The sequence below is a fragment of the Faecalibacterium longum genome, from assembly GCF_040094125.1.
GTDB lineage: Bacteria > Bacillota > Clostridia > Oscillospirales > Ruminococcaceae > Faecalibacterium > Faecalibacterium longum.
The window spans coordinates 1-566 of record NZ_JBBNIH010000035.1 but is presented as its reverse complement, the minus strand read 5'-3'; the positions used below and the strand labels follow the sequence as shown (position 1 = coordinate 566).

The 566-nt window shown below is 47.0% G+C and carries 1 protein-coding gene; it reads left to right on the top strand.

Features of this window, described 5'->3' with window-relative positions; all coding sequences use genetic code 11:
• A partial coding sequence (locus AAAU26_RS00430; RefSeq protein WP_349180863.1) for a helix-turn-helix domain-containing protein occupies positions 1-566 on the top strand: 566 nt, incomplete at both ends.

Sequence of the window (566 nt, the reverse complement as noted above, 5' to 3'; positions counted from 1 at the left end):
GGCACACGAAAAAGGAATGGCTATTCACTTGTAGCTTTCTCTGAACTTCTCCGTCACTATGGCGTCGATGTCAGTGACAAGGGAATCAGCAAATGGGAAAAAGGATACACCACTCCCAGCATCTATCAACTGGTTGCAATCTGTCACGCATTGAACATCAAGGAAGGACCTTCCTACTTTACAAAGAACTTTCAGAAACCCGCCCTTCTAAATGATATAGGGCAAAAAAAAGTTGCCGAGTACGAAATGGACTTGATTGCATCCCGGCGCTACCAGCCAGACACAGAAGAGCCTGCGGAAATCGACTATATAATGATGCCGGTGTCAGAGCTGCCAGTATCGGCAGGTCTAGGAGCTTTTCTTGAGGGTGAAATGTTCCAGCACATACAAGTGCCTGCCAGTAGCGTTCCGGCTGGTGCCGAGTTCGGGATATACGTTAGCGGTGATAGTATGGAGCCACGTTATCATAGCGGACAAATCGTATGGGTAAAGCGCTGCGAAGAACTTGAATGCGGGGATATCGGGATATTCGTATATGATGACTGTGGATATCTGAAAAAATACGA